General features: G+C 70.6%; 20 protein-coding genes. 9 read left to right on the top strand and 11 right to left on the bottom strand.

Annotation, left to right across the window (positions count from 1 at the left end):
• Positions 1–7: 7 nt before the first annotated feature.
• Both AC1VNM_RS01570 and AC1VNM_RS01575 read right to left on the bottom strand, forming a co-directional pair.
• A complete protein-coding gene (locus AC1VNM_RS01570) occupies positions 8–625 on the bottom strand; it encodes a glutathione S-transferase family protein (RefSeq protein WP_377156375.1) in 618 nt (205 codons plus the stop codon).
• Between the two features lie 99 nt (positions 626–724).
• A complete protein-coding gene (locus AC1VNM_RS01575; RefSeq protein ID WP_483105627.1) occupies positions 725–1,720 on the bottom strand; it encodes a LysR family transcriptional regulator in 996 nt (331 codons plus the stop codon).
• 136 nt (positions 1,721–1,856) lie between these two features.
• Here AC1VNM_RS01575 and AC1VNM_RS01580 point away from each other — a divergent pair, with 136 nt between their 5' ends.
• The 6 genes from AC1VNM_RS01580 to AC1VNM_RS01605 all read left to right on the top strand — a co-directional run bounded on the left by AC1VNM_RS01580 (position 1,857) and on the right by AC1VNM_RS01605 (position 9,895).
• Positions 1,857–4,682, top strand: coding sequence for an ATP-binding protein (locus AC1VNM_RS01580; protein WP_483105628.1), 2,826 nt, complete (start codon positions 1,857–1,859; stop codon positions 4,680–4,682).
• A gap of 29 nt (positions 4,683–4,711) precedes the next feature.
• The gene (locus tag AC1VNM_RS01585) at positions 4,712–6,634 is read left to right on the top strand and encodes a CocE/NonD family hydrolase (protein ID WP_483105629.1); all 1,923 of its coding nucleotides are present in this window, start codon (positions 4,712–4,714) and stop codon (positions 6,632–6,634) included.
• Positions 6,635–6,818: 184 nt separating this feature from the next.
• Entirely contained in the window at positions 6,819–7,271 is a 453-nt protein-coding gene (locus AC1VNM_RS01590; RefSeq protein ID WP_483105630.1) for a cupin domain-containing protein, read from the top strand.
• 49 nt (positions 7,272–7,320) lie between these two features.
• A complete protein-coding gene (locus AC1VNM_RS01595) occupies positions 7,321–8,202 on the top strand; it encodes a glutathione S-transferase family protein (protein ID WP_483105631.1) in 882 nt (293 codons plus the stop codon).
• 109 nt (positions 8,203–8,311) lie between these two features.
• Positions 8,312–8,695, top strand: coding sequence for an OsmC family protein (locus AC1VNM_RS01600; RefSeq protein WP_377156366.1), 384 nt, complete (start codon positions 8,312–8,314; stop codon positions 8,693–8,695).
• A gap of 12 nt (positions 8,696–8,707) precedes the next feature.
• A complete protein-coding gene (locus AC1VNM_RS01605; RefSeq protein ID WP_483105632.1) occupies positions 8,708–9,895 on the top strand; it encodes a bifunctional alpha/beta hydrolase/OsmC family protein in 1,188 nt (395 codons plus the stop codon).
• Between the two features lie 197 nt (positions 9,896–10,092).
• Here AC1VNM_RS01605 and AC1VNM_RS01610 read toward each other — a convergent pair whose 3' ends face one another.
• The 6 genes from AC1VNM_RS01610 to AC1VNM_RS01635 all read right to left on the bottom strand — a co-directional run bounded on the left by AC1VNM_RS01610 (position 10,093) and on the right by AC1VNM_RS01635 (position 14,905).
• Positions 10,093–10,824 carry a peroxiredoxin-like family protein gene (locus tag AC1VNM_RS01610; RefSeq protein ID WP_483105633.1) on the bottom strand — a complete coding sequence of 244 codons (732 nt, stop codon included), beginning with the start codon at positions 10,822–10,824 and terminating at the stop codon, positions 10,093–10,095.
• On the bottom strand, positions 10,821–11,582 hold the full coding sequence (locus AC1VNM_RS01615) for a CDGSH iron-sulfur domain-containing protein (protein WP_483105634.1): 762 nt from the start codon (positions 11,580–11,582) through the stop codon (positions 10,821–10,823). The genes AC1VNM_RS01610 and AC1VNM_RS01615 overlap by 4 nt, the downstream gene beginning before the upstream one ends.
• A gap of 13 nt (positions 11,583–11,595) precedes the next feature.
• The gene (locus AC1VNM_RS01620; RefSeq protein ID WP_483105635.1) at positions 11,596–12,228 is read right to left on the bottom strand and encodes a glutathione S-transferase family protein; all 633 of its coding nucleotides are present in this window, start codon (positions 12,226–12,228) and stop codon (positions 11,596–11,598) included.
• Positions 12,229–12,420: 192 nt separating this feature from the next.
• Positions 12,421–13,176, bottom strand: a complete 756-nt coding sequence (locus tag AC1VNM_RS01625; RefSeq protein WP_483105636.1) for an SDR family oxidoreductase — start codon at positions 13,174–13,176, stop codon at positions 12,421–12,423.
• Positions 13,177–13,274: 98 nt separating this feature from the next.
• Complete coding sequence (locus tag AC1VNM_RS01630) at positions 13,275–13,754, bottom strand: carboxymuconolactone decarboxylase family protein (RefSeq protein WP_377156354.1); 480 nt, start codon at positions 13,752–13,754, stop codon at positions 13,275–13,277.
• Between the two features lie 170 nt (positions 13,755–13,924).
• Entirely contained in the window at positions 13,925–14,905 is a 981-nt protein-coding gene (locus AC1VNM_RS01635) for a LysR family transcriptional regulator (protein ID WP_483105637.1), read from the bottom strand.
• Positions 14,906–15,123: 218 nt separating this feature from the next.
• Between AC1VNM_RS01635 and AC1VNM_RS01640 the strand changes: the two genes are divergently transcribed.
• A complete protein-coding gene (locus AC1VNM_RS01640; protein ID WP_483105638.1) occupies positions 15,124–15,603 on the top strand; it encodes a carboxymuconolactone decarboxylase family protein in 480 nt (159 codons plus the stop codon).
• A gap of 51 nt (positions 15,604–15,654) precedes the next feature.
• Positions 15,655–16,161, top strand: coding sequence for a hypothetical protein (locus AC1VNM_RS01645; protein WP_483105639.1), 507 nt, complete (start codon positions 15,655–15,657; stop codon positions 16,159–16,161).
• A gap of 70 nt (positions 16,162–16,231) precedes the next feature.
• Here the strand turns inward: AC1VNM_RS01645 and AC1VNM_RS01650 are convergent, their stop codons facing one another.
• From AC1VNM_RS01650 to AC1VNM_RS01660, 3 genes are all read right to left on the bottom strand, one after another.
• Positions 16,232–17,668 (bottom strand): catalase, encoded by a 1,437-nt coding sequence (locus AC1VNM_RS01650; RefSeq protein ID WP_483105640.1) that lies wholly within the window; start codon positions 17,666–17,668, stop codon positions 16,232–16,234.
• An 85-nt stretch (positions 17,669–17,753) separates the two neighbouring features.
• The gene (locus AC1VNM_RS01655) at positions 17,754–18,248 is read right to left on the bottom strand and encodes an Ohr family peroxiredoxin (RefSeq protein WP_377156350.1); all 495 of its coding nucleotides are present in this window, start codon (positions 18,246–18,248) and stop codon (positions 17,754–17,756) included.
• A gap of 162 nt (positions 18,249–18,410) precedes the next feature.
• Positions 18,411–19,502 carry a LysR family transcriptional regulator gene (locus AC1VNM_RS01660; RefSeq protein WP_483105641.1) on the bottom strand — a complete coding sequence of 364 codons (1,092 nt, stop codon included), beginning with the start codon at positions 19,500–19,502 and terminating at the stop codon, positions 18,411–18,413.
• Between the two features lie 228 nt (positions 19,503–19,730).
• Here AC1VNM_RS01660 and AC1VNM_RS01665 point away from each other — a divergent pair, with 228 nt between their 5' ends.
• Positions 19,731–20,732: an alpha/beta fold hydrolase gene (locus AC1VNM_RS01665; protein WP_483105642.1), complete on the top strand. Its 1,002-nt coding sequence runs from the start codon at positions 19,731–19,733 to the stop codon at positions 20,730–20,732.
• Positions 20,733–20,769: the final 37 nt, after the last annotated feature.

Consider the following 20,769-nt stretch of genomic DNA (forward strand, 5'->3'; position numbering starts at 1 on the left):
GGGGAAATCATAGGGCGAGGCCCTCCTCGGTGAACAGCGCGGCGCGCACGCCGCGGTCCAGGTACATGCGCCGGGCGAAGGCGGTCAGGTTGCGCAGGCCGTCCAGCCCGACGTCGGCGCCCACCGCCCAGCGGAACATCACGAACAGGTAGGGGTCGGCGATCGAGCGCGTCCCGGTCAGCCAGTCGCGGCCGGCCAGTTGCCGGTCCAGCCGCTCCAGGCAGGCCCGCACCTGGCGCTGTGCGGGGCTGATGCGCAGCGCGGCGTGCGGGTCGCCCTCGTCGAGTGCCTTGAGCGCGAAGACCGACTTGAACGCCCCGTGCACGTCCGAGTTCATGAAGGCCAGCCAACGCATCGTCTCGGCCCGCGCGCGGGGCGTGTCGCCCAGCAGCCCGGCCTCGGGAAAACACTCGGCCAGGTAGTGCAGCACCGCGACGTTCTCGGTCAGCAGCAGGTCGCCGTCGCGCAGCAACGGCACGTTGGCGCCGGGGTTCAGCGCCAGGTACTCCGGCGCGCGCAGCGCGCGCGGCGTCATGGCCACGGCGGCATACGGCGCCCCCGTCCATTCGAGCGCGATGTGATCTGCCAGCGAGCACGCGCCGGGCAGGTAGTAGAGCTGCATCATCGATCGGTCCTCTCCTCGACCCGGGAACGGGGGCGAATGCTAGAAGCCACGCCCTTCTCCGGCTAGGCGACGCCCGCGCAACACCTTGTTGCCCGGAGGTCACGAATGCGCGGCCGGGATCGTGTCCGGGCAACGCAGGTCCCGCTCGCGGATGCGCGCGGTCATGAAGTCGATGAACACCCGCATTCGGGAGGGCAGGTGCTGCCGGCTCAGGAAGCAGATGTAGTGACCCTGGTCGACCGGCGCATGCTGCGGCAGGCAGGCCACCAGCGAGCCGTCGCGCAGCGCGTCGCAGGCCATGAAGTCCGGCATCTGCGCCAGGCCCTGGCCGTCCAGCACGGCCTGGCACACCAGGTCCGCATCGTTGTAGGTCAGGCGCGCCTTGGGCAGCACGCGCCGGGTCTGGCCGTCGACCTGGAACTCCCAGTCGACGATGCGCCCCGACGGCACCCGCACGTTGATGCAGGGATGGCGGTCGAGCTCCTCGACGCTCGCCGGCAGGCCGTGCACCTGCGCGTATTCGCGCGAGGCGCACACCAGCATCTGCATCGGCACGATCTGCTTGGCGATGATCTGAGCATCTTCCATGCGACCGTGGCGGAAGGCCACGTCCACGCCGTCGGCGATGAAGTCCGTCGGCCGCTCGCTGAGCAGCAGCTCGATGGCGACGTCGGGATAGGTGTCCTGGAAGGCGTTCAGCAGCGGCGCCACCACGCGGCGGCCGAAACCCACCGAGGCGCCGATGCGCAGATGCCCGCGCGGCGGCCCCTCGCGCAGATCGCGCATCTCCTCGACCGCCTGCATGATCCGATCCACGCCGGCATGGCAGTTGGCGTAGAAGAGATCGCCCTCGCGCGTCAGCGAGGTGCTGCGCGTGGTGCGCGTGAACAGCCGGACATCGAGCTGGTCCTCCAGCCGCTGCACGCTGCGGCTGACCGCGGAGCGGCCGATGCCCAGCCGCTCCGCCGCGCGGGCGAAGCTGCCTTCGGCGACCACGGCGATGAACGCCATCACGCCGGCGTAGGTCGTGGCGAAGCTCGACGCAAGGGGATCGGGGTGGCCGGACGGGATCATGGCGGGGACCGGTGAAGTCATGGACGAACTCTGGTCGAAGCTGCGCGCGAGGGCGAGTTAAAGCGCGTTAAAGCTGAGGCCGGAGCCGGGCCGCCGCCTTTACCGCCGTGCGCGGTTCCGCACATACTCGGCCGCCCAACAACAAGGTCCGTCCGCCATGCAAGCACCGCCCGCGGCGCCGATCGACGCGCCGGCCGCCGACTACCGCTGGTTCTTCGGCGCCTTCGTGCTCTGGGAGATGCAACGCCGTCTCGAGCGCACCGACCCGGCAGGCGCCGGGGCGGATGGCGCACAGGCCGTGCGCATCGGTCCGCGGTCCTTCGAGTTGCTGCTGCACCTGGTGCGCCGCGCCGGCGAGTACATCGCCAAGGAGGAACTGCTGGCCACCGTCTGGTCCGGCGTGGTGGTGGAGGAGGCCAGCGTCCGCGTGCACATGTCCATGCTGCGCAAGGCGCTGGGCGAGCCGGGCGAGCTCGACGGCTGCCATGAATGGATCTCCACGGTGCCGCAGCGCGGCTACCGCTTCAACGGACGGGTGCGGCGCGAGGCGGTCGAGGGCGACGCCGCGCCGGCCCCGGTCCGGCTGCGCGCCGCGTCGCGCACCTTCGCCGCGCCGCCGACGCTGCTGACCGAGCTGATCGGCCGCGACGCCGACGTGGACACGGTGCTCGGCTCGCTCGACGGCCACCGGCTCGTGACGCTGGTCGGGGCGGGCGGCATCGGCAAGACCAGCGTCGCGACCCGCGCCTCGGAATGCCTCCAGCAGCGCCAGGGCGCGCCGGTGGCCTTCGTCGACCTGGCGCCGCTGATCTCGCAGGACCACGTGCTCAGCACGATGGCGCGGGCGCTGGGCGCCGCGCCGGACATGCCCGACACCATCCAGGCGATCACGCAGACCATCGCCGGCCGCGACGTGCTGCTGGTGATCGACAACTGCGAGCACGTGATCGAGACCTTGGCCGCGCCGGTCCTGCGGCTGCTGGGCGCGTTGCCGGGTCTGCGCATCCTCGCCACCAGCCGCGAGGCGCTGCGCGTGCCCGGGGAACTGGTGCTGCGGCTGGCGCCGCTGGCGGTGCCGGCGGAGGACGCGCCGTCGCTCACCGAAGCCTTGCGCGCGCCCGCGGTGCAGCTGCTGGTGGGCCGCGCGCGCGCGGCCGGCGCGGGACCGTTCCAGGACGCGCAAGGGCCGCTGCTGGCGCGGGTCGCGCGGCAGCTCGACGGCATCCCGCTGGCGATCGAGCTGGTGGCCGCGCGCCTGGCGGTGCAGTCGGTGAGCGAGCTCGCGCTGCGGCTGGACGACCACATCCGGCTCTTCTCCATCGGCAACCGCAGCGCGCTGCCGCGTCATCGCACGCTGGCGGCGGCGCTGGACTGGAGCATCGCGCTGCTCAGCGAGCCCGAGCTGACGATGTTCCGGCGGCTGTCGGTGTTCCGCGGGCGCTTCGACGTCGAGTCGGCGCTGGGCGTCGCGCTGGACGCCGATCCGGAGGAGGCCTTCGAGACCCTGATCGCGCTGGCGGCCAAGTCGCTGGTGTTCTTCGACAGCCAGGATGCGTTCGCGCCGTACCGGCTGCTGGACACCACCCGCAGCTACGCGTCGGCGTTGCTGGCGCAGAGCGACGAACGGGCCGCGCTGCTGCACCGTCACGCGACGGTGATGGTGGAAGTGATGAAGACGGCGACCGCAGACCTGCAGACGCTCAGCGAGCAGGCCTGGGACGATCGCCACGCCTGGCGGCTCAACGACGTGCGCTCGGCGCTAGAGCATTGCCTGGTGCAGGAGACCGACGCCAAGTCCGCGAATGCGCTGGTCATCGCGTCCGCGCCGCTGTGGTTCCACCTATCGCTGGTGGCCGAGTACCAGCACTGGGTGCAGGCCGCGCTGCGGCTGGTCGACGAGCAGGCCGAGCCCGACGTCGAGACGGCGACCTCGCTCTACACGGTGCTGATCACCGCGCTGCTGCACACCGGCGGCAGCGTCGAGGAACTGAACGACGCCTGCGACCGCGCGCTCGCAGGCGCGCTGGCGATCGGCTCGTCGGCGCTGGAGCTGCGGGCGCGGTGGGGACGGTGCACGCATGACATGTTCCGCGGCGAGTACAGCGCGGCCCTGCGTCACGCCCACACGCTGGCGTCGACGGCGACGGCCTGGGCCGACCCGGCGGCGCTGATCCTGTCGCACCGGGTCTGCGCGATGGCCCACCATTTCTGCGGCCGCTTCGACGAGTCGCGCCGTCACAGCGAGGCCGCGCTCGCCGCGGCGACGCCGCGTCGCACCAACGCCAACCTCGTCGGGCCGGACTCGGTCGTCGCCACGAAGGCGCTGTTCTGCCGCACCGCGTGGATCCAGGGGGACGCCGCCGGCGCGCTGACCCTGGCCACCGAGGCGGTCGACCGGGCGCAGGCGATGGGACATTCGGTATCGATGTGCTCGGCGCTCTACGGCGCCTGCGTGGTCGCCCTGTGGGCTGGGGAACATGAGCTCGCCGCGCGCTGGATCCGCCTGATGACCGACGAGGCCCGTCGCCGCGGGCTGACCGGCTGGCTGCGGTATGCGGAGTGGTTCTGGCAGGGCTTGCGGCTGGCCGAGGAGCCGGATCGCGCGGCCTACATCGAGTCGGTCCGCGCCGAGCTGCCGGGCTACGACGCGCCGCGACGCGAGATGCTGGTGACCTTCTGCGCGGAGTGGTTCGACGACGCGCTGGTCGAGCGGCTCGCGCTCGGCGAGGGCCTGTGGTGCGCTCCGGAGATCTGGCGCGCCGCGGGCTGGCGCGACGAGCGGGCGGGCCGGCTGGAAGACGCCGAGCGGCATTACCGCCGTGCCGTCGACGTGGCGCGGGAGCAGGGCACGCGCGGATGGGAACGCCGCGCGGCGGGCAGCCTCGCGGCGCTGTGGGCGTCGCAGGGCAAGGCCGCGCAGGCGCAGGAGCTGCTCGACGCCGCGGGCCGCGGCCCGTCCAACGAATCACCACCATCACGATGACGACGATGAACCGAGGGAGGACGATCTTGATGACGATCCGCATGAAGACAAGGCTGGCGACCGCCGCCGTGATGGCATCGGGACTGCTCGCGACGCCGGCGCTGTGGGCGCAGGCGGCGACGCCCGCGCCGGCATCCGCGCCAGCGCTCGATCCGGACACCGGCCTGCCCGCCGCGCCGGCCTTCGAGTTCCCCGCCGCGCCTGCGGTGGATCCTTTCTGGGCCGAGCGCCGCACCGGCTACCTCACCACCGCCGACGGCGAGCGCCTGCGCTACAGCGTGCTGCTGCCCAAGCGCACCGGCGCCGAACGCGTGCCGGTGATCCTCTTCATCAACGGCTACGACGCCGGCTCGATCGGCGGCATGCCCTACCGGCGCGGCCAGACCGCGCAGCGGCTGGCGCTGGACCGCAGGCTGCTCGAGGCCGGCTACGCCGTGATGGGCCTGAACCCCGCCGGCACCGGCTGCTCGACCGGCACGCTCGAATACATCCGCCCGCAACTGGGCCGGCACGGCGCGGAGGCGGTCGAGTTCGCGGCGGCGCAGGACTGGTCCAACGGCCGCGTGGGGATGATGGGGTTCTCGTACAGCGGCTCGTCGCAGCTGGCGACGGCGCAGTTCCAGCCGCCGCACCTGCGCGCGATCGTGCCCGGCGCGCCGCTGGTCGACTACCGCGAGGCGCTCAACCCCGGCGGCGTGCCGCAGCCCGGCTTCATCACCGGCTTCCGCGTCGTCTTCCGCGCGTGGTGGCAGACCGTCGTGCTGCGCACCGCGCAGGAGGAGGGCGATGCCGCCTGCATCCGGCAGGTGGCCCGCAACCTCGAGAACGAGGAGCCGCATTCGATCATGCAGTTCTTCACCGCGCATCCGCTGCGCGACGAGTACATGAACGGCTTCGACCTGTCGCGCGGCATGGACTGGATCCGCGTGCCGGTGCTGTCGACGGAAGCCTTCCAGGACCAGGCGCTCACGCCGCGCGGCAGCCACTACCAGGCGCGGCTGGACCCGAAGCTGCTGTGGCACGTGCAGTCCAACGGCGCGCATGATTTCTACGATGCACCGGCCTTCCAGGCGACGGCGTTGCGCTTCATCGACCGCTTCGTGAAGGGCGTCGACAACGGCTTCGAGCGCGACACGCCGCGGCTGTCGCTGTGGATGGAGACGACCGGGGGCGCGGCCAAGGACCAGCAGAGCGGCGCATGGGCGCGGGCGGGCTGGACGATCAACCGCGAGGCGATCCGCGAGTCCGACCTGCGGGTCCGCGACTTCCACCTCGCCGAGGGCGGCGTGCTGGCGGACCAGACCGGCGGCGCTGCCGACGGCTTCGACGCGCCGGGCACGGGCGTCGCGGTGAACGACATCCTCGGCAACGCGTTCTGGGGGCCGCTGCCGGCGGACTGGAAGTCGACGAGCCTGGCCTACACCTCCGCGCCGCTGGGCGAGGACCTGCTGGTCTACGGTCCCGGCAGCGCGGACCTCTGGGTCGCGGCCACCGGCGGCGACGCGGACCTGCAGGTCACCGTCACCGAGCTGCGGCCCGACGGCCAGGAGACCTACGTGCAACGCGGATGGCTGCGGCTGTCCAACCGGACGCTGGATCCGGCGCGATCGACGCGGCTGCTGCCGTGGCACGGCGAGCGGCCCCAGGACATCGCCCCGCTGCTGCCCAACCGGCCGGTGCTCGCGCGCGTCGAGGTGCAGAAGATGGGCCACTACTTCCGCAAGGGATCGCGGCTGCGGCTGTGGATCGACACGCCGGCGCAGTCCGGCGGCATGGTCTTCGATCCGTTCTCGCTGCGCCAGCGCCTCCACGTGCTGCACAACGCGCGCCACGACTCGGTCCTGCGGCTGGGCGTGCTCGACGGCGTGCGCGGCCCCGCGGAACGCCCCGCCTGCGGCACGCTGCTGATGCAGCCGTGCCGGCCGGATCCGCTGGCCGGCGCCTCGCACTGACGAGTGCGGCACCTGCCTGCGTCCCCGTGCCCACGGGGACTGGCAGGCAGGTGTGCGGACCAGGCGGCGCGTGCCGATACGCCCGCATTGGTGCCTCGCCGGCAACACGGTGAGAACCGCGGCATGGCTTCCGCCGCCGCCGCGCGATTCCTAGCATGGGGACATCCATTCCAAGGAGAAGCCCATGTTCCGAATCCGCTCCCCTCGCGGCGTCGTGCTGCGCCGCTCGGTGCTGTCCGTGCTCGCCGTCGCGTTCTGCGCGACGCTGTCCACCGGCCTGATCGTCAACGACGCCCATGCGGCGCCGCCCGAACCCAAGGTCTCGGCGCTGATGAACAAGCCGCTCGGCAACCTGCCCGGCCAGGAAGGCCTGATGCTGGTGGTCGAGTACCCGCCCGGCGGCGCCGACCCGGTCCACCGCCATGACGCGCACGGCTTCATCTACGTGCTCGAAGGCTCGATCGTGATGGGCGTGAAGGGCGGCAAGGAAGTGACGCTGCGCCCCGGCGAGACCTTTTACGAAGGCCCCGCCGACATCCACACCGTCGGCCGCAACGCCAGCACGACCAAGCCGGCGAAGTTCGTCGTCTTCCTGGTCAAGAAGCAGGGCGTCGATGCCGTGCTGCCCGCGCACTGATGCCGCACCCGGCACGCCATGACGGGCCCGCGACGGGCAGGAGACCACGATGAAGCTGTACTACATGACCGGCGCCGGCTCGCTGGCGAGCCACATCGCGCTGGAGTGGGCGGGCGGCGGCTACGAGGCCGTGCGCATGACGCGGTCGCGGCTGCGCTCGCCGGAGTTCCTCGTGCTGAGCCCGATGGGCACCGTGCCGGTGCTGCTGGATGAGGATTTGTGCCTGACGGAAAGCGTGGCGATCCTGGCGCACATCGCCGATGTCTACCCGGCCGCCGGCCTGTGGGGCGGGGCCGGCGCGAGCGGCCGCGCGAGGACGCTGCAGTGGCTGGCCTTCCTCAACTCGGAAGTGCACAAGGCCTTCGCGCCGATCTTCTATCCGGAGCGCTTCCGCTTCGGCGACGCGAACGCCGACGCGAACGTCGATGACATCGCCGCCGTCGCGCGCGATCGCGTGCGCACGCTGCTCGGGCGCATCGAGTCCCAGCTGGCGGGCCTGTCCTGGCTGACCGGCGAGCGCTCGATCGCCGACGCCTACCTGTTCGTGATGCTGCGCTGGGCGCTGACGACCAAGATCGGCCTGGCGGAGTTCCCGGACCTGGCCGCCTTCCTGCGCCGGCTGCATGAGGACCGGGGCGTGCGCGCCGCGCTGGCGGTCGAGGAACGATTGACCGGCACGCCCGCGCCGGGCCGGCCGGACGTGAGTCTGCCGGCGCCGGGCAGGGGCTCGCTGCTGGCGGAGATCGTCGGCGTCGTCGAGTACCGCGAAGGCGAGGGCGTGCCGCAGGAGGTCCGCCGCGGCGCGGTGGAGGTCGTCGTCGGCGAGGCCGACGTCGTGATCTCCTGGAGCGACGAGCAGTACCGCGGTCAGGCGGCGATGCCGCTCGCGCTGTTCACCCGCTACCTCGGCGACGGCGCGATCCGCGTCTGATCGTTCGCGGACCCGCGGCGCGGGTCCGCCCCGCTCATTCCTGGTCTCTTCCTTGTCTCTGTCTCGTTCCTTCCTTCTTCTCTCCCTTCCACTCTTTCGGAGCACGGCCATGGCCCACGGAATCGCCCGCATCGGGCAGGATCGTTATCGCACCCACATCGAGCTCGGCGCGCACACGCTCGTCGCGGACGAGCCCGAGGTGCTCGGCGGCGCGTACGCCGGTCCCGCGCCCTACGACCTGCTGCTGGCCAGCCTCGGGGCCTGCACGGCGATCACGCTGCGCATGTACGCCGACCGCAAGACCTGGCCCCTCGAGTCGCTCGAGGTCGATCTGCAATGGCGGCAGGAGGAGGACGGCCCCCGCGTCGTGCGCACGCTGCGCATCGCGGGCCTGGACGAGGCGCAGCGCGAGCGCCTCGCCGAGATCGCCGAACGCACGCCGGTCACGCTGACGCTGCTGGGCGGCGTCTCGATCGACACCTACCTCGGCTGAGGCGCGAGCGACATGCCGACCCGCGGCTTCAGTTTCGTGAACGCGCATGGCCAGCGTCTGGCCGGCAAGGTGGAGATGCCGGAGCGCGTGGTGCGCGGCTGGGCGCTGCTGGCGCACTGCTTCAGTTGCGGCAAGGACAGCCGCACGGCGGTCGCGCTGGCGCGCGGCCTGGCCGCGCAGGGCATCGGGGTGCTGCGCTTCGATTTCTCGGGCCTCGGCGGCAGCGATGGCCATTTCGACGACACGAGCTTCACGCTCAACGTGGAGGACCTCGTCGCGGCCGGCGAGGCGATGGCCGAGGCGGGCATGCCGGCGGCGCTGCTGATCGGGCACAGCCTCGGTGGCACGGCGGTGCTGACGGCAGCATCGCGGATGCCGTCGGTGCGCGCGGTGGCGACGATCGGCGCGCCGTTCGACGCGTCGCATCTGCTCGGCCATGCGACCGCGCAGGACCTGCAGGCGCTCGACGAGCACGGCGCGATCGAGCTGCTGCTCGGCGGGTTTCCGGTGCGCATCGGCAAGGCCTTCGTCGAAGACCTGCGTCTGCACGATGCCGGCCGGCGGTTGGCCGAGTTGAAGGTGCCGCTGATGATCCTGCACAGCCCGATGGATCAGGTCGTCGACATCGAGAACGCCAGCCGCATCTTCCTGGCCGCCCACCATTCGAAGAGCTTCGTCTCGCTGGACAAGGCGGACCATCTGATGCGCGACCACGCCGATGCCGTGCACGCGAGCGCCTGCGTCGCGGCCTGGGCGATCCGCTACCTCCACGATCCGCAGCCGATGGCAGTGCCGTCGCCCGACGCCGAGGCAGAGGAAACCGGACTCGGCAAGTTCCAGCTGGCACTGCAGTCGGGCGGCTCGCGGTGGCTGGCGGATGAGCCGGAGTCGGCCGGCGGCCTCGGGTCGGGACCGTCGCCCTACAACCTGCTGTCGTCGGCGCTTGCGGCCTGCACGACGATGACGATCCGCCACTTCGCCGAGCTCAAGGGATGGCAGATCGGACGCATCCGCACGGGCGTCAGCCATCGCAAGCGCAAGGACGCGGTGCCGGCCGACGAGTTCTCCCGGCACATCACGATCGAGGGCGAGCTCGATGACGAGCAGCGCGCACGGTTGGTGGAGGTCGCGCAGCGGTGCCCGGTTCACCGCACGCTGGAAGCAGGCGCAGTGTTCAGTGAGCCGACGATCGACGGCTGAGGAATGCCTTGCCTGCGAAGTCCGGGGCGTTGGCCGCAGATGCATGGGGCCTTGCCGGCAAGCGGCAAAACCCCAAGCATCTCCGTCCCCAACCAGTCGCTGACTGCCACCAGGCAGTGCCGGACTGCCACCAGACAGTGCCGGACTGCCACCAGGCAGTGGCGGACTGTCATGGGCAGTCGCGGACTGCGACGAGTTCACTGCCAGCCGAAACGCTCTTCCACCTCGAAGAGCACATCCTCCGGCTTCGGTGCCGGGGTGGGATCGCCTTCGATATGCGCGTAGCGGATCACGCCATCGGGGCCGACCACATAGGTCGCCGGCACAGGCAGCACCCACAGGCCGTTGCCGTTGAGCACCGGCACGTCGATGCCGTTGGCCGCGTACAGGTCCACCGCATCGGGCGACAAGGTGAACGAGATGCCGAAACCATTCGCGGCAGCCAGCTCCGGATCGCTCAGCACGGCGAAGTCCACGCCGTTGTCGACCACGGTGCGGTCCGTCAATTCCGGCGATTGCGGCGAGACCGCGATCAGCGTCGTGTTCAGCGCGCGCAGTTCGTCGCCGTACTCGCGCCAGTGGCGCAGCAGCAGGCTGCAGGCGCGGCACCAGCCGCCCCGGATGAAGAGCACGATCGCCGGGCCGTTGCGCCAGGCGTCCGGCAACGCGACCGTCCCGCCGCGCGCATCGAGCAGCGCGCCATACGGCGCCGCGTCACCGGCGCGCAGCGCGCGGACGCCGATGCCGGTCGAGCGCAGCAGCTCGGCCGCCGCATCGGGCGCCGCATACGGACTGCCGAAGGTGGCCTGAGGCGCCGTGGCTGCGGGCGCCGGGATGGAAGAGGAAGAGGAAGAGGCGGAAGAGGAGGAGGGGATGGAAGTGATCGTCGAAGTGGAGGAAGGAGCGGGGGGCGAAATCGGGAAGTTCATGGCGATGCCTCGTTGGTGCTGCGGAAGCCGATGCGCAGGTGGCTGTCGTCGCAGAAGGGTTTGTTGCGGCTGGCGCCGCAGCGGCACAGCGTGGCCGAGGTGCAGCGTTCGACGGTGCGGCCGGTGCCGCTGATGATCTCGAGCGCGCCGCGGATCTCCAGCGGGCCGTCGATCTGCGGGGAGATCTCCAGTGGACCGTCCCGCACCGTCAGCGCGGCCGTGTTGCCGCTGATCGGCTCACCGGTGGCTTCGAAGCCGATGCGGCGGTGCGAGTTGTCACAGAAGGGCTTGCGCCGGGAGTGGCCGCAGCGGCACAGCGTGGCGCGGTGGCCGACCGCCGTCCCGATCGGGGCGACGGGCGTGGTCTCGTCGCGGTCGAGGACGATGCGCGCGCGCACGGCGTAGGGGCCGTTCTCCCGCACCGACAGCAGGTTGACCGGTGGTGCCTGTTCGGGCGCGCCCCCGTCGAGGCGGCGATAGCTCAAGGCCCCCGACGGACAGTTGCGGATGACGGCGATCAGGTCCTGCAACGGCGTCATCGCGGGCCGGATCCACGGCCCGTCGACGTCGGCGAGGAAGGTCGCCGGCGCGCCGGTGACGCACTGCCGCGTATGGATGCAGCGGTTGCCGTCGAAGCGCACTTCCAGCCAGGCGCTGCAGGCGCGCTCGACCGGATGCGGCCCGGAGGGCGCCGCGATCTCCGGCGCCGTCACGGGGAGCGCCGGCGCGGCGGGCTGGGCGGGCAGGGGCGAGTCCATGGCGGCGCTCCCGTCAGAGCACGGACTTCAGCGACTGCTCGCCTTCCTCGGCGGCCAGCGCGCGTTGCACCGCCGGGTCCTCGTGCATGCGGGCGCGGAACGCGCGCAGGTTGCCGAGGTCCGAGAGGTCGATGCCCTTGGACAGGGCCCAGCGGATCAGCACGAAGAGGTAGGGATCGGCGACCGAGCGCTCGCCCGTGAGCCAGTCGCGATCCTCGAGCTGCGCGTCCAGGCGTTCCAGGTAGTGCCGCACGTGGATGCGCGCCCTCTCTGCGAGCGGCGCGGCGGCGTCGGCGTCCTCCAGGAAGCGCCCGGGCTGGAAGATGGGTTTGAAGGCCTTGTGCACGTCGGAGTTCAAGAAGGCCAGCCAGCGCATCACCTCGGCCCGTCCGCGCGCGCTGCCGTCGCCCAGCAGGCCGGACTCCGGATGCAGGTCGCCGAGGTAGCCGAGGATGGCGACGTTCTCGGTCAGCGAGAAGTCGTCGTGCGTCAGCAGCGGCACGGTGCCGCCGGGATTGATGGCGAGGTAGTCCGGCGTCTTGATGCTGGCCAGGCTCATGCGCACGGTCTCGTACGGACGCGCGATCCACTCGAGCACGATGTGACCGGCGAGCGAGCAGGCGCCGGGAAAGTAGTACAGCTTCATGGGGCACTCCGTTGGGGGTGCCTCCCGCCCGCGCATTCGTCGTGTGGCTGACCGGCATTTGCGGGGACGCCGCGCCAGCGTGGGTTGGTCCCGTGCACGAACGGATGGAAAGTGCACGCCCGTTACAGCCGCCTCGACGAACTGACACCCGTCATCTTCGTCGCGACGGGCAGGAGGCATTGATGGGTGGACTCAGGTCGTCTGCGTGGCGAGCCAGTCGCGGAAGGTGACCTTGCCCAGGCGCGGCGTCCTGCCGGCGGTGGGGACCAGCGTCGTGTCGTCCAGCGCGGCGCCGAAGTACAGCGCGGCGGAGTCGCCCTTGACGTGGCGCGGATCCTTCTTCGTGTCGAGGTAGAGCGCGATGAGCTCGTGCAGCCGGAAGGCCTCCGGACCGGCGATCTCCTGCGTGCCGTTGAGCGGCTGGCCGACGGTGGCGTCGAACATCGCGTCGGCGACGTCGTCCGAGGAGATCGGCTGGATCTTCGCGGTCGGCAGCGTGACCTCGTCGCCGACGGTCGACGACTGCGCGATGCCGCCGGCGAACTCGAAGAACTGCGTCGAGTGCACGATCGTGTAGGGGATCTTCGCGGCCTTGATCAGGTCTTCCTGGACCTGCTTGCCGCGGAAGTAGCCGCTGGCCTGCAGGCGCTCGGTGCCGACGACCGACAGCGCGATGTGGTGCTTGACGCCGGCCTTGGCTTCGGCGGCCAGCAGGTTGCGGCCCGAGGTGGTGAAGAAGGTCATCACGGCCTCGTCCGCGAACGACGGCGAGTTGGCGACGTCGACCACGACGCTCGCGCCGGCCAGCGCGGCATCGACGCCCTCGCCGGTGATCGTGTTCACGCCGGTGTTGGGCGAGCCCACGACGACCTCATGGCCCGCGGCCTTCAGGCGCGCGACGAGCTTCGAACCGATCAGGCCGGTTCCGCCGATGACGACAACTTTCATTTCAGACTCCTGCTGGTGGGAAAAAGGGCGGGGCTTGCGGCGGCTTCCGCGACGGCGCCCGCGGGAAAAGGGGTGGGAACCCCTTTGATTCAAACGGGTCAGGCCAGACCGGCCTTGTCCAGGCCGAGCGCCGCGTCCGACGCGCCCGGCACCGCCTTGAAGGCGATGTTCAGGCGGCTCCAGGCGTTGCTGGACATGACCAGGAAGGTCAGGTCGACGATCTCCTGCTCGTTGAGCTGCGTGCGCACGCGCTCGTAGATCTCGTCGGAGACGCCCTGCTCGGGGATGCGGGTGAGCACCTCGGCCCAGGCCAGCGAGGCGCGCTCGCGCGGCACGAACAGCGTGGACTCGCGCCACGAGGCCAGGTGGTGCAGGCGCAGTTCGCGCTCGCCGGCGATGCGGGCCTGCTTGACGTGCATGTCCAGGCAGAAGGCGCAGCCGTTGAGCTGGGAGATGCGCACGGTGACCAGGTTGCGGATCGTCTCGTCGATCGCGCCGGCCTTCACGGCGTTGTTGAACTCGATGTACTTCTTGAAGAGCTCGGGCGACTGCTGCATGAAGTTGATGCGCTGGGTCATGATGGGTCCTGGTGACGGCCGATGAGGTCGACGGGGTCGACGGGTCGATGAGGCCGATGGAATCGGGGATCCGGGCGATCGCGGGCGATCGGTCCGGTGTGCGTCGCGGTGCGGTGACCGACGGAACGGATGCTAGGGATCGCGTCGCCGCGCCGGTAGCCGGCCAGGCATCAACGCACTGTTGCCTGCGATTCACGAATGCGTCCGATCCCGCCGCCGCGCGAGGGCAGCGCTGCGGCGATGTGGTCGATGAACACGCGCACGCGGGTTGGCATGTGCGTGCGGCGCGGGTAGCAGAGCTCGTAGCCGGCGTCCTCGACGGCGTGGTCCTCCAGGCAGCGCACCAGGGAGCCGTCGGCCAGCCGGTCGCGCACCAGATGGCCGGGCAGCTGCCCGATGCCCAGGCCCTCGCCGACGGCGCGCGCGAGCAGTTCGTCGTCGTTGACGATGTGGCGGGGCGTCACGCGCTGCCGCAGCAGCCGGCCCTGGACGCTGAATTCCCAGTCCTGCAGCCGGCCGTTGGGTAGACGGCGCCCGACGCAGCGGTGTCGCCGCAGGTCCTCGGGTGTCAACGGCACGCCGTGCCAGTGGAAGTAGGACGGCGTGGCGCAGACGGTCAGGTCCAGCGGCATCAGGCGTCGCGCGACCACGTGGCCGTCGGCCAGCGGGCCGCGCTGGAAGCGCACGTCGATGCGGTCATCGATGAAGTTGACCGGCATGTCGTCGAGGACCACGTCCAGTCCGATGCCCGGATACGCCGACTGGAAGGCGGGCAGCAGCGGCGCGATCACGCGGCGGCCGAAATCGACCTCCGCGCCGATGCGCAAGGTGCCCTGCGGCGGGCCGTCGCGCAGCTCGCGCAGCAGCTCGAAGGCCTGGCCGATCTGCTCGATCCCGGGTCGGCATTGGTCATGCAACAGCTCGCCCTCCGATGTCAGGGACAGGCTGCGCGTCGTGCGCCGCAGCAGCCGCACGCCGAGATGCTCCTCCAGCCGCTTCACGCTGCGGCTGACCGCGGAGCGGTCGACGCCGAGGCGGGAAGCCGCCTTCGCGAAGCTGCCCTCGATCACGACGGCCATGAAGGCGACGAGGTTGGCGTAGCTGGTCGAGAAGGAAGCAGGCAGCGGATCGTGGGCGGACGGGTCATCCATGGCGGTGGGGCGGCGTGAGGTAGAGATCGCCGCTACCGACAAGACGACGCAGGGCGCCCGGTTGTGACATCCACGCTCGGACGTCGCATTGGTTCCGGCGGAGCAACGCTGTGGGGACGCGCGGCGGGCTACCGCGCGGGGAGGGGGATTCCTAGCATCCGTCTGCGTCTCGCCGATGGTGGCGGGACCGGTTGTCCCTCTCCACCAAGGAAGCACCCATGTCCGAACGCATCAACTACATGAAGCAGTCGCCCGAGCTGTTCAAGAAACTGGTCGAGCTCGCGCAGACCGCCCACGCCGGCTCGATCGAACCGGCGATCAACGAGCTGATCGCGCTGCGCGCCTCGCAGATCAACGGCTGCGGCTTCTGCGTCGACATGCACGTCAAGCAGGCTCATCTGCTCGGTGAACGCGAGCTGCGCCTGCACCACGTCGCGACCTGGCGCGAGTCGGCGCTGTTCTCGCCGCGCGAGCGCGCCAGCCTGGCCTGGACCGAGTTCCTCACCCGCCTGCCCGACGGCGGCGTGCCCGACGACGTCTATGAACGCGTGCGGACCCAGCTCAGCGAGCAGGAGATCGTCGACCTGACCTATCTCGTGATGCTGATCAATGCCTGGAATCGCGCCAATGTTGCCTTCCATATTCCTCCGGGTGCCTGGGACAAGACCTTCGGTCTGGACAAGGCCAAGCTCAAGTAAGCGCACCGGCCCGGCGCGCCTCGCCGGGCCCCGCCCACGCAGGAGCCTCCGATGCTGGCCTGGCCCTTCTTCCTCCACACGCCCGCGGACTTCGCGCCAGGCGCGGCCGCGGCAGTGAGCGAGCGCGCGCGCTGCTTCGTCGAGGCGGCCTTCCGCCGCATCGAGGCGCAGCGGCTCGACGACCTCGTCCAGAGCTACCGCCGCAGCGGCGGGCTGATCGAGGCCAACACGCTCGCGCTGCACCTGCGCGAGCGCTGCGACCAGCCGATCTCCCGTCTCGCGCGCTGGATCGTCGGTCGCGACATCGTCGTCGTGGCCGGGCACGGCGCGCTGCTGGTGCCGCTGTTCCAGTTCGACGCCGCCACGGGCGAGGTGCTCGTCGTCGTCCGCCAGGTGCTCGACGAACTCAACGGCGCCTTCGATGATCGCGAGGTCGCCGACTGGTTCGTCCAACCCAATTGCTGGATCGACGATCACTGGCCGCTCGATCTGCTGCGGAGCGATCCGGCCGCCGTGGTCGAGGCGGCGCGCGCCGACCGGTTCATCGCCCGAGGTTGAGTCCGAAGCCAAGGCCGAAGCCGAGGCTGAGCTCAGCGCGGCACGAAGCCCCGCCTCGGCGGGGCTTCCTTCATTTCCCGATCCGCTCGAGCGCGTCCGCGACGCCGGCGCCGTAGTCCGGATCCACCGTCGTGCAGTTGACGACGTGGCGCTGCCGCACCGCCTCGCTCGCGCCGGCGATCGAGCGCGCGGTGTTGTCGAAGAGGCGCTGACGCTCCTCCGCCGACATCAGCTGGAACAGCGCCCGCGGCTGCGACCAGTAGTCCTCGTCCACGCGGTGGTCCCAATGCCAGGCCTCGCCGTGCAGCGCCAGCGGCGGATCGGACTGCAGCGGGCTGTCTTCCCACTCGCCCATGCTGTTGGGCACATAGCCCGGGATGCGGCCCTTGTTGCCGTCCACGCGCATGCCACCGTCGCGGTGGTAGGTGTGGAACGGGCAGCGCGGCGCGTTGACCGGGATCTGATGCGCGTTGACGCCCAGGCGGTATCGCTGCGCATCGCCGTAGCTGAACAGCCGCGCCTGCAGCATCTTGTCCGGCGACACGCCGATGCCCGGCACCAGGTTGGCCGGCGAGAACGCCGCCTGCTCGACCTCGGCGAAGTAGTTCTCAGGGTTGCGGTTGAGTTCCAGCACGCCGACCTCGATCAGCGGGTAGTCGGCATGCGGCCACACCTTGGTCAGGTCGAACGGGTGGAAAGGACTCTGCGCCGCCTGCTGCTCCGTCATGACCTGGATGAACATCGTCCAGCGCGGGAAGTCGCCGCGCTCGATCGCGTCGAAGAGGTCGCGCTGCGCGCTCTCCCGATCGTTGGCGATGATCTCGGCCGCCTGCGCGTCGGTCAGGTTGCGAATGCCCTGCTGCGTCTTGAGCGTGAACTTGACCCAGACCCGTTCGTCCTGCGCGTTGATCAGGCTGAAGGTGTGGCTGCCGAAGCCGTGCATGTGGCGATGGCCGTCGGGCAGACCGCGGTCGCTCATCACGATCGTGACCTGGTGCATCGCCTCCGGCAGCAGCGTCCAGAAGTCCCAGTTGTTCTGCGCGCTGCGCAGGTTGGTGCGCGGATCGCGCTTGACCGCATGGTTCAGGTCCGGGAAGCGCAACGGGTCGCGCATGAAGAAGACCGGCGTGTTGTTGCCGACCAGGTCCCAGTTGCCTTCCTCGGTGTAGAACTTCATCGCGAAGCCGCGGATGTCGCGCTCGGCATCGGCCGCGCCGCGCTCGCCGGCAACCGTCGAGAAGCGCAGGAAGACCTCGGTCCGCTTGCCGATCTCGGAGAACAGCCGGGCCTTCGTGAAGCGCCGGATGTCGTGCGTGACCGTGAAGTGGCCGTAGGCGCCCGAGCCCTTGGCGTGCATGCGGCGCTCGGGGATGACCTCGCGGTCGAAGTGGGCCAGCTTTTCGATCAGCCAGAGGTCCTGCAGGAGCGCGGGACCGCGCGGACCGGCCGTGGCGATGTTGAGGTTGTCGGCGACCGGCGCGCCGTTGGCGTGGGTGAGTTTCTTCATGTGGGGCTGCTTGAGAGCCCGTGGCGGAAGCGCTCATGGCCGCCTCCGTCGCGGGGCAGGGGTGGAAACGGATCGGACCCGGGGGTCAGGTCTCGACCCGGACGGTGCTGGCGATGCCCTCGCGGGCCATCTTGGCGTAGGGGCAGATGCGCTCGGTCTCGCGCACCAGGCGCTCGGCGGACGTGCGGTCGTGGCCGGGCAGCTTGACGACGAGGTCCGCGGTGATGGTGTGCCGCCCGTCGACCGGATCGCGCCCGAAGGCGACGGTCACGTGCACCGCGCAGTCGTCGATCGCGATGCCGTGCCGCGCGGCGAGCAGGTTCAGCGCGCCGTGGAAGCAGGCGCCGTAGCCGGCGGCGAAGAGCTGCTCGGGATTGGTGCCGCCGCCGTCGCCGCCCATCTCCTCGGGCAGGCGCAGCACGATGTCGAGCGCGCCGTCGTCCGACCGGATGCACCCGGAGGCGCGCGCGTGGCGCGCCTCGCCGCCCGAGACGCGGACGGTGGTCACATACAGGGCTTGGAACTCGGCGCCGCGGTAGGCGTCGAGCAGGCTGGTCGGCGGAGGGCGCAGGTCGGTCACGATGTTGTTTCGGTGCGAGGAGTGCGAGGAATGCGAGGAATGCGAGGAGTGCGGCGAGTGCCAGGCGTGCACGCCGGCATGCAGGGCACGCGGGCGGGCGGTGCGGGGCGTTCGATGAATGCTAGGAACGGCGATGCCTACGCGCCAGCCATCCCGGGGCCATCACACTGTTGACTGCGCCGCACCAATGGCGGCGGATGTCGCCGATGGCAGCGACGCGAGGTCGAGGAAACCGTCCGCGCACTGCAGCTCCGACGCGCGGATGGCCGCGGTCATGTGGTCGACGAAGACGCGGATCCGCGACGGCAGGTGCTGCCGGCTGAGGTAGCAGATGTAGTGGCCGCGGTCGTCGGGCGCGTACTCCGGCATGCAAACGAGCAGACGCCCCTCGCGCAGCAGCTGGCAGACCTGGTAGCCGGCGAGCTGCGCCAGCCCCTGGCCTTGCAGCACGGCCTGCAGCACGAGGTCCGCATCGTTGAAGGTGATGCGGGACTGCGGCGCGAACTTGCGCAGCTCGCCCTGGACCTTGAACTCCCATTCGAACACCCGGCCCGAGGCGGCACGGAAGTTCACGCAGTCGTGCTGCGCCAGCGCCTCGATCGACGTCGGCATGCCGCGCGCGCGGACGTAGGCCGGCGAGGCGCAGACCAGCAGCTGCATCGGCACGATCTGCCGCGCGATGATCTGGCTGTCTTCCATGCGGCCGTTGCGGAAGGCGACGTCGACGCGGTCCGAGGTGAAGTCCGCCGGCGCGTCGCTGAGCACCAGGTCCAGCGTGACGTCGGGATAACGCGCGCTGAATTCGCGCAGCAGCGGCGCCACGATGCGCCGGCCGAAGTCGACCGTGGCGCAGATGCGCAGCCGCCCGCTGGGCGGTCCGTCGCGCAGCTCGCGCAGGTCCTCGAGCGCCTGCGAGATCTGCGCCACGCCGGGCTGGCAGCGCCCGTGGAAGAGCTCGCCCTCGCGCGTCAGCGCCAGGCTGCGCGTGGTGCGGCTCAGCAGCCGTGCGCCCAGCTGGGTCTCCAGCTTCTGGATGGCGCGGCTGACCGCGGAACGGCCGATGCCGAGCCGATCGCCGGCCTTGGCGAAGCTGCCCTCGGCGACGACGGTCATGAAGGCGACGACGCCGGCATAGCTCGTGGCGAAGCTGGACGCGAGCGCGTCCGGCGAGGTCGATGAGGTCGATGAGGTCGAGGAGGTCGATGAGGCCGACAGGGTCGACGAGGAAGAGGCGTTGGATGAGGGAACTGACATGGCGTCTCGGACCTGTACTGCGTGTCGTTGGGCCGCGCCACTATGCGGGATGCCGTCGCCGCGATTGGTGTTCGTCGGGCAACACAGAGACGACTCGCCGAGGGCTGGCCGCGATCGGACCGGATTCCTACATTTCGCTCAACACATCGACGCTCGGCCCCTCGTCATCGGATGAACGACGGGGACAGACGATGTGCGATCCCTCCATCACCCACAAGGAATCCACCCATGATCACGAACGAAATCGACCTGTCCGGCGGCGCGTCCCGCCGCCGCCTGCTGATCGGCAGCGGCACGACCGCGCTGGCCGCGGCGGCGCTGACGATGGCCGCCGCGCATGGCGCATCCGCCGCCGGCGGCTCGGGCTCCAGCCAGAGCTCGGGCGGGGCCGCCGGGTCCTCGTCGTACATCACGACGAAGGACGGCGTGCAGCTGTACTACAAGGACTGGGGGCCGAAGACCGGCCAGCCCATCGTCTTCAGCCACGGCTGGCCGCTGAGCTCCGACAGCTGGGATGCGCAGATGGTGTACTTCGCCGATCGCGGCTTCCGCGTCGTGGCGCATGACCGCCGCGGCCATGGCCGCTCCAGCCAGCCGTGGGACGGTCATGACATGGACCACTATGCCGACGACCTGGCGGCCGTGGTGGAAGCGCTGGACCTGCGCAACGCGGTGCACGTGGGCTTCTCGACCGGCGGCGGCGAAGTGGCGCGCTACATCGGCCGTCATGGCACGAAGCGCGTGGCCAGGATCGCATTGATTTCGGCCGTGCCACCGCTGATGGCGAAGGGCCCCACCAATCCGGACGGCGTGCCGATCGCGGCCTTCGACGAGTCGCGCGCCGCGCTGCTGAAGAACCGCGCGCAGTTCTTCAAGGACGTCCCGTCGGGCCCGTTCTACGGCTTCAACCGTCCGGGCGCCAAGCCGTCGCAGGGGATGATCGATTACTGGTGGCTGCAAGGCATGCAGGGCAGCCACAAGGCTGTGTACGACTCGATCAAGGCGTTCTCGGAAACCGACTTCCGCGAGGACCTGAAGAAGTTCGACAAGCCCACGCTGGTGGTGCACGGCGACGACGACCAGGTCGTGCCGATCGACGTCGGCGGCCGCCGCACCGCGCAACTGGTCAAGGGCGCGAAGTTCATCGTCTACACGGGCGCGCCGCACGGTCTGGCGGAGACGCATGCGGACCGGCTGAACGCGGACCTGCTGAGCTTCATCCAGTCGTGATCGGACATCGGCCGCCCCGGCGGCCGTGCCGAGTCTC

This window comes from Mitsuaria sp. MSU3D, from assembly GCF_056867975.1.

What these genes read in the sequence shown, in the direction of transcription:
- AC1VNM_RS01600 (WP_377156366.1), top strand. Translation starts at nt 8,312, where the DNA reads ATGGCCCACGGAATCGCCCGCATCGGGCAGGATCGTTATCGCACCCAC.
- AC1VNM_RS01640 (WP_483105638.1), top strand. Translation starts at nt 15,124, where the DNA reads ATGTCCGAACGCATCAACTACATGAAGCAGTCGCCCGAGCTGTTCAAG.
- AC1VNM_RS01660 (WP_483105641.1), bottom strand. Translation starts at nt 19,502, where the DNA reads ATGTCAGTTCCCTCATCCAACGCCTCTTCCTCGTCGACCCTGTCGGCC.
- AC1VNM_RS01625 (WP_483105636.1), bottom strand. Translation starts at nt 13,176, where the DNA reads ATGAAAGTTGTCGTCATCGGCGGAACCGGCCTGATCGGTTCGAAGCTC.
- AC1VNM_RS01580 (WP_483105628.1), top strand. Translation starts at nt 1,857, where the DNA reads ATGCAAGCACCGCCCGCGGCGCCGATCGACGCGCCGGCCGCCGACTAC.
- AC1VNM_RS01645 (WP_483105639.1), top strand. Translation starts at nt 15,655, where the DNA reads ATGCTGGCCTGGCCCTTCTTCCTCCACACGCCCGCGGACTTCGCGCCA.
- AC1VNM_RS01605 (WP_483105632.1), top strand. Translation starts at nt 8,708, where the DNA reads ATGCCGACCCGCGGCTTCAGTTTCGTGAACGCGCATGGCCAGCGTCTG.
- AC1VNM_RS01620 (WP_483105635.1), bottom strand. Translation starts at nt 12,228, where the DNA reads ATGAAGCTGTACTACTTTCCCGGCGCCTGCTCGCTCGCCGGTCACATC.
- AC1VNM_RS01630 (WP_377156354.1), bottom strand. Translation starts at nt 13,754, where the DNA reads ATGACCCAGCGCATCAACTTCATGCAGCAGTCGCCCGAGCTCTTCAAG.
- AC1VNM_RS01610 (WP_483105633.1), bottom strand. Translation starts at nt 10,824, where the DNA reads ATGAACTTCCCGATTTCGCCCCCCGCTCCTTCCTCCACTTCGACGATC.
- AC1VNM_RS01635 (WP_483105637.1), bottom strand. Translation starts at nt 14,905, where the DNA reads ATGGATGACCCGTCCGCCCACGATCCGCTGCCTGCTTCCTTCTCGACC.
- AC1VNM_RS01585 (WP_483105629.1), top strand. Translation starts at nt 4,712, where the DNA reads ATGACGATCCGCATGAAGACAAGGCTGGCGACCGCCGCCGTGATGGCA.
- AC1VNM_RS01665 (WP_483105642.1), top strand. Translation starts at nt 19,731, where the DNA reads ATGATCACGAACGAAATCGACCTGTCCGGCGGCGCGTCCCGCCGCCGC.
- AC1VNM_RS01590 (WP_483105630.1), top strand. Translation starts at nt 6,819, where the DNA reads ATGTTCCGAATCCGCTCCCCTCGCGGCGTCGTGCTGCGCCGCTCGGTG.
- AC1VNM_RS01570 (WP_377156375.1), bottom strand. Translation starts at nt 625, where the DNA reads ATGATGCAGCTCTACTACCTGCCCGGCGCGTGCTCGCTGGCAGATCAC.
- AC1VNM_RS01595 (WP_483105631.1), top strand. Translation starts at nt 7,321, where the DNA reads ATGAAGCTGTACTACATGACCGGCGCCGGCTCGCTGGCGAGCCACATC.
- AC1VNM_RS01615 (WP_483105634.1), bottom strand. Translation starts at nt 11,582, where the DNA reads ATGGACTCGCCCCTGCCCGCCCAGCCCGCCGCGCCGGCGCTCCCCGTG.
- AC1VNM_RS01650 (WP_483105640.1), bottom strand. Translation starts at nt 17,668, where the DNA reads ATGAAGAAACTCACCCACGCCAACGGCGCGCCGGTCGCCGACAACCTC.
- AC1VNM_RS01575 (WP_483105627.1), bottom strand. Translation starts at nt 1,720, where the DNA reads ATGACTTCACCGGTCCCCGCCATGATCCCGTCCGGCCACCCCGATCCC.